The sequence below is a fragment of the [Limnothrix rosea] IAM M-220 genome (genome assembly GCF_001904615.1).
In the GTDB taxonomy this organism is placed as follows: Bacteria; Cyanobacteriota; Cyanobacteriia; order Cyanobacteriales; family MRBY01; genus MRBY01.
This window is the reverse complement of sequence record NZ_MRBY01000049.1, coordinates 22,475-29,000: the sequence shown is the minus strand read 5'-3', so window position 1 is coordinate 29,000 and position 6,526 is coordinate 22,475. Positions and strand designations below refer to the sequence as shown.

The window sequence follows — 6,526 nt, the reverse complement described above, 5'->3', positions numbered from 1 at the left end:
GCTCTCCCATTCACCGCGTCGTACTTCCGAGCATGCTTAAGCAAAACTCACGTTACTATAGCCATTCTGAATAAGTTCTAGAGGCTTTCTAATGGCCTTCCTTGGGGAATGTTCCCCTAGGTGGTCAGGGGTTTCAGAAGGCTACGCCACTCACACTAATTTCTCGCGAAAAAAGGAATTCTATTGCTTATTCGAAACTACGATATTATTTTCACCTGGTTTTTATAGCCAAGGCTAGCAAGATCAGTACAAAGACTTGGGGCAAAAATCGGGGATTTTTCAAAAGGTTTCGTTCATCTCGCCAGAATTTTACAAATCCCCGACTTTGTCGTCTTAAACTGAGTGGCTTTGACTATACCAAGGTTCTCGCCTTCGCCGTGTCATTCTGGTAAAGCTTTGCTTGCCCTAAACTTAAGTTCGGTTACTGTTCGTGCCGAAGCATAGCCTCTAATGGCTCTCATCACAAGACAGGATAAAGGTATGCGGGTACTGTTGCTTGATAGCATGGCAAAGCTATTTATCAGTAACTCTTTCTTGTTAGACAACGGCAGCAGGCTGAGATTTCTCCGCGAAAATGTGGGCAATGACATCTTCCACGACTTTATCGGGAGTCGATGCACCGGAAGTAACACCAATTTTTAATGTGCCTTCGGGAAGCCAATTTTCTTGGGTCACAATGGCTCTACCTAGGGGCTTGTGTTCGATCCGGTTACCGGTAAATAGGCGATCGCCGCTGTCGATGTGGTAGGAGGGAATATTATTTTCGACCGCAATTTCTTGGAGATGGGTGGTATTAGAGGAGTTGAAGCCACCGATGACCACCATCAGATCAAGATCTTCTTTCACTAAATCAAACATCGCATCTTGACGCTCTTGGGTGGCATCACAAATGGTGTTAAAGCTCATAAAGTGCTGGTTTAATGCGGTCGGGCCAAATTTTTCTAGCATTGTTTGCTCAAAGAGTTTGCCCATTTGCTCCGTTTCGCTTTTGAGCATGGTGGTCTGGTTTGCCACGCCAACCCTGTCTAAATCGGTTTCTGGGTCAAATCCTTCGGAATAGGCATTTTTGAATTTGTCTAAAAATTCTTGGCGATCGCCGCCCTTGAGGATGTAATTACGAACATAATTGGCCTCATCAAGATTGAGCAAAATCAAGTATTTACCCGCAAAAGAACTGGTAGCAACCGTTTCTTCATGCTTATATTTGCCGTGAATAATGGACGTGTAATCTTGTTTTTTGTGCTTTTCGACAGATGTCCAAACCTTTGAAACCCATGGACAAGTCGTGTCAACAATTGTGCAACCACGGTCATTTAGCAGTTGCATCTCCTGCACTGTTGCGCCGAAAGCGGGCAAAATTACCACATCGCCTTTTGCCACCCCACTAAAATCCTTTGCGCCATTAATGACTTCAATGAAATGGACATTCATATCCCGTAAACGATTGTTCACAGAAGGATTATGAATAATTTCATTGGTCACCCAAATTTTTTCGGTGGGGAAATGCTTACGCGTCTCATAGGCCATTGCCACAGCCCGCTCTACCCCCCAGCAAAAGCCGAAAGCCTCCGCGAGATAGATGGTGACATTGCCACGGGTGAGCTGATAGTTATTATCGCGGATCTCTTGGATCAGACCACTTTGATATTCGCTGTTCATCATGTCAGCGACTTCCCCCTGATGTCCAAATCCGCGGCGGTGGTAATTTTCGGAATGGTTCAGGGAACGTTTAAAAGCTCTGGTATCCATAGGGCAACTATCAACTACAAACTATCAGCAAAGATCATAACGAATTCTTGACTCTATCCCTAATATTTAACTGTCTTCTTTCTTTTCTGTTGCCGTCGCGTCGGTTTTTTCTGTTTCTGGTTCTTCGGTTGTCGGCTCTAGGGATGTGGTAATTTCTTCGGATGGAACATCGGTCGATGGTTTTTCTGAAGCTATGTCTGTCAAAATTTCTGGGGCAGAGGCGATCGCCTCGGGTTCTGTCTCTGCCAGGATTTCGGTAGCTTCACTTGTTTCTGAAAAAATCTCGTTGAGATCTTGGGGATTTGTTGTGGCTGGTTCTACTTTTTCTTTACGTCCAAAGATACGCCCCAAGGAAAATCCTTTTTTCTCAGGATTCGCACTAGGTGTAACAGCGGCTTTTACTGTCTCTGCTTCTGTAAGGTCGGCGGCTGGCTCTGTGGCGGCGATCGCCTTATTTTGTGATTCTTCTAATGTCGGTGTTTCAGTCGGTGCTACAACGGCTTCTTTGGCCTCAGTCGTTCCTTCAGACTCTGCACTAGTAGCCTCGGGTGTAGCGTCCGAATCCTTCTCTGCGATTGTCTCGGGAGTTACTGGAGCAGGCTCAGGAGTTTTCGGTTCCTCGGCCTGAGGAGCTTCTGTTTCTTTGGTTTCTGAAGATTTATTTGTTTCAGCCGCTTTCTCTTCTGGCTTAGGAGTCGTTGCAACGGTTTTTTTCGCTGTCGGTGGTGCTGGCGATCGCTTAAATTTCCCTTTGACGTAGCCCACGAGGGAAACTTGATCTAAATTGGGGATTTTTGCGGGGTCGATAATTGCCTGCCGTAATCGCAGAGTTTCCCACGCAAACCAGCCGAGTAAGACCACACTAGCTAACTGTCCCAATAAAACAGCGCCGACAATTTGCCCGGCACAAACCCACAAAATAAGAGCATAAAACAGACCCACAGCACTCCAAAAAAAGTCATCTTGGCGATGGAGTTTTGGGAAAAGAAAGGCCGTCAAAAACAATAGCGCGCTCCCAATGGCAACGGCGATCGCCAAACCCTGTGCCAACATGAATTTAATACTCCTGTGATGCTAAGTGCTTGACCTATTGTGCCAGAATCACTGGTACTTCGAGCCAGTTAGTTAAAAAACAAAAAACTACTCTGGTGTGCCATCGTCTTTAATGCGACGAATGGGTAAGTTTGCCACCAAAGCTGTCATGCGATCGCTGCTCGAAAGATCAAGCTCCATTTCGGCAGGGTCAATCTCAACATATTTCGCCACAACGGCCAAAATTTCCTGGCGCATTTCCTCCACCTTTTCGGCACTCAGTCCGACGCGATCATGGGCAATGACAAGCTTTAGGCGACGTTTTGCCTCATCACTACTTTTGTTATTTCCCTGCCAGTTCAGCAGTTTTTCTAATAAATCCTGAATCATCGGTTTTACGCTGTTGGCGTGACTATTATCTGCTTGGCTGTTCACTAATTTTGCGACTAAATGCTCCAACAAAAACTATCCGGCAAAGAATCGACGAATTTTAGCGAGAAGACCGTCTTGGTCGGACATCAGGTCAAGGAGGGGGACTTTTTCTCCTTCGAGTCGGCGGGCAATATTAAGAAAAGCCATTGCCGGCACAGAGGTTTTCTGATCTCCTAAAACAAGTGGTTCTCCCTTGTTACTGGCGACAATGACATTTTTATCATCGGGGATAATACCGAGCAAAGGAATGGCTAAAATCTCCAGCACGTCCTCAACACTCATCATTTCGTTTTGCTTGATCATCTCAGGTTTCAGACGATTCACAATGAGGCGAGTGCGTTTAATACCGTAGGCTTCTAGCAAGCCCACTACACGGTCAGCATCGCGCACAGCGGTAATTTCAGGGGTGGTCACCACAAGGGCTTCCCGGGCAGCGGAGATGGCATTACGGAAACCCATTTCAATCCCGGCAGGGCTATCTACCAAAATGTAGTCAAAGGCTTTATTCAGCTTCATAATGAGCTGTTTCATTTGGGTCGGCGTTACTGATTCTTTGTTGCGGTTTTGGGCGGCGGGTAAAAGTACTAGGCCATTTTGTCGCTTATCTTTGACGAGGGCTTGTTCTAGGCGACATTCGCCGGCGATCGCCTCAACGGCAGTATAAACCACGCGATTTTCTAAACCGAGGAGTAGATCAAGATTTCGTAGACCAAAATCGGCATCCACAAGGGCCACTTTTTTCCCTAATTTAACGAGGGCAGATCCAAGATTTGCTGTACAGGTAGTTTTGCCAACGCCCCCTTTACCGGAGGTTACAACGATAACGCGACTCATATATTTCTCAAATAAATAAACTGAAGTTATAAAAAAATTAGCAGCAGCAAAGCACAGATTTTAAGGTATTAGTCTGTGGCTGCGACTGGGGGAGTTTTGCAAATGTAGTTTATAGATTAAGCGGATCTGGCATTTCTTCCCAATTTTGCCCGTCTTCTTCGTAAAAGTAGTTTTTTGAAAATTTAAAGGCTGAGGCGATACGAATCCCTTCGGCGGTTAGATAGGCAACTTCTGGCTGGGGATGCTCTGGGGTCTGCATGGAAGAGCGAGCTACCATGTCCGCAATGCGTAGTTGGGTCGGCTGCATCTGAAGCGCCATAATGCGGCAACTGCGATCGCCGCTTGCACCGGCGTGGGCAACTCCCCGTAAACAGCCCCAAATGACAATGTCGCGATCGGCAATAATCACACCACCCGGATTGATATCACCGATGACAACAATTGAACCCTTGTGGCGAATTTCCACGCCCGAACGAATGGTTTGGGAGACGTACAGGGCATCACTACCGTCATTAATCGGTTTAATCGGCTCTAGCTTATTGGGGATATCTGCGAGTAATTTTGCTAGGGGTTCTTGTTCAACGCCATAGCCTGCTGTCGCGGCGGCGATCGCCGTTTGTCGGCGGCTGGTGCGTACGCGTTTCAGTTGCAGCTGATGACGTTGGAGCAGCTCTGCCAACTGTTGTAGCTGACGACCACCTAGCAATTGGTTTTGGGCAAGCAAACTCACATTTAGCACTGGAAACTCTTGATGTTTTTCCAGATGCTTCGCTAAAGATGCCCAAGTTTCATCCCAATTTTCAATGGGACGACGACCTGTCGTTGGTAAGACAAGCGTGAGTTGCTCTTCCTCTAGACCTAGTTGAATTTCTAAAGGGGATGTGTCCTCGACAATGGCGCTTTCCGGCGGTGCAGGCTCCTGTTCGCTGGAAAAATCTGTAGGGTCAGGAATAATTTCGGGGTTTGGGGAAGTTTTTTTCTGTGGCTCATCCATGCGGTGCATCCGGCAGTCTTCACTGATTTATAACAGTTATTTGTAAATTCCGGCAAAAAGTTGACCGCCATGGCTCTAAATCATTTTAGTGAGCTACAGTTAACGCGATCCCACAAATTCTGCGAAGCGAGTCATGCCTTTCTCAATCGTCGGGAGGTCGGTCGCGTAGGAAAGACGAATGCAATTGTCATTGCCAAAGGCAACACCGGGAATCGTTGCCACTTGCTTGGTCTCGAGGAGCTGTTTACAGAAGCTAAGGGAATCTAATCCGGTACTACTGATATCCACAAAGAGGTAAAAGGCACCATCGGGAGTTGGACAACTTAACCCGTTCATATTGCGTATGGCTTTCAGCATAAATTCGCGACGCTTCGCAAAGGCCACCAACATTGTATTGACGCAATCTAAACCTCCCTCTAGGGCGGCGATCGCCCCAAACTGAGCAAAGGTACAAACATTCGAGGTGCTATGACTTTGGATGGTGGTCATGGCCTTAATGATTTCAAGGGGGGCAGCAATATAGCCCAGCCGCCAGCCCGTCATGGCAAAGGCTTTGGCGAAACCATTACAGGTAATCGTCAATGGGAAAATATCTTCGTTAAGGGAGCCAATACTCTGGTGTACAGCACCGTCGTAGAGAATTTTTTCGTAAATTTCATCGGCCACCACAAGAAGCTGGTGCTCGATCAAAACTGCGGCGATCGCCGCAGTTTCTTCTGGGCTATACACAGCTCCGGTCGGATTAGAGGGAGAATTAAACACGAAGAGTTTTGTGCGCTCAGTAATGGCACCTCGTAGCTGATCCGGCGTAATTTTGTATTGATTTTCTGCCGTCGCATCCACAAAAACCGGTGTTCCACCAGCAAGGATGACCATTTCTGGATAGCTGAGCCAAAAAGGCGTGGGGATAATCACCTCATCCCCCGGCTCGATCAAAGCCATCATCAAGTTGTAGAGGGAATGCTTACCACCATTGGTGACGATGACATTTTCAGCGGCGTAGGGTAAATTATTCTCTTCGTTCAGTTTACGGGCGATCGCCTGACGTAGTAACGGTTCCCCCGCCGCCGCGCCATATTTCGTTTTCCCATCATCTAGCGCCTGTTTTGCCGCCGCCACAACATGGGCTGGCGAGGCGAAATCCGGTTCCCCAGCACTGAAACTACAGACATCGACGCCATCGGCCTTCATCGCCTTTGCCTTTGCCGAAATTGTTAAAGTTATAGAGGGCTTTACCTGACCAACTCTTGATGCCAAATTCATGGTGATGTTTCTGTAGATTTAGATGAAAAAATAAAATTAGGTGGAGCAGCCAGCAGCAAGGTAGCACGGCCAAACTCGTTAACTCTTAACAGTAGAGCGCAGCTATATCGCCCAGTCGTTATTTTTACATAATGCAATCTTAAATTTATGCTCGATCTGAACTACATTACTAACTAACTTTTGCCTGCTGTTATTTGTTTTCAGGAAATCCCAATCTAATTT

6 protein-coding genes are annotated in these 6,526 nt (G+C 46.9%); all 6 read right to left on the bottom strand.

Annotated features, from left to right (window positions below):
• Window positions 1–537: 537 nt before the first annotated feature.
• Window positions 538–1,749, bottom strand: a complete 1,212-nt coding sequence (locus NIES208_RS15440; protein ID WP_075893876.1) for a 4-hydroxy-3-methylbut-2-enyl diphosphate reductase — start codon at window positions 1,747–1,749, stop codon at window positions 538–540.
• Window positions 1,750–1,815: 66 nt separating this feature from the next.
• Window positions 1,816–2,802, bottom strand: coding sequence for a Ycf66 family protein (locus NIES208_RS15435; protein WP_075893875.1), 987 nt, complete (start codon window positions 2,800–2,802; stop codon window positions 1,816–1,818).
• An 87-nt stretch (window positions 2,803–2,889) separates the two neighbouring features.
• Window positions 2,890–3,168, bottom strand: coding sequence for a cell division topological specificity factor MinE (minE, locus tag NIES208_RS15430; RefSeq protein WP_315861649.1), 279 nt, complete (start codon window positions 3,166–3,168; stop codon window positions 2,890–2,892).
• 78 nt (window positions 3,169–3,246) lie between these two features.
• Window positions 3,247–4,047, bottom strand: a complete 801-nt coding sequence (gene minD / locus NIES208_RS15425) for a septum site-determining protein MinD (protein WP_075893874.1) — start codon at window positions 4,045–4,047, stop codon at window positions 3,247–3,249.
• Between the two features lie 109 nt (window positions 4,048–4,156).
• A complete protein-coding gene (gene minC, locus NIES208_RS15420; RefSeq protein ID WP_075893877.1) occupies window positions 4,157–5,041 on the bottom strand; it encodes a septum site-determining protein MinC in 885 nt (294 codons plus the stop codon).
• A gap of 99 nt (window positions 5,042–5,140) precedes the next feature.
• Entirely contained in the window at window positions 5,141–6,304 is a 1,164-nt protein-coding gene (locus NIES208_RS15415; protein WP_075893873.1) for a pyridoxal phosphate-dependent aminotransferase, read from the bottom strand.
• Window positions 6,305–6,526: the final 222 nt, after the last annotated feature.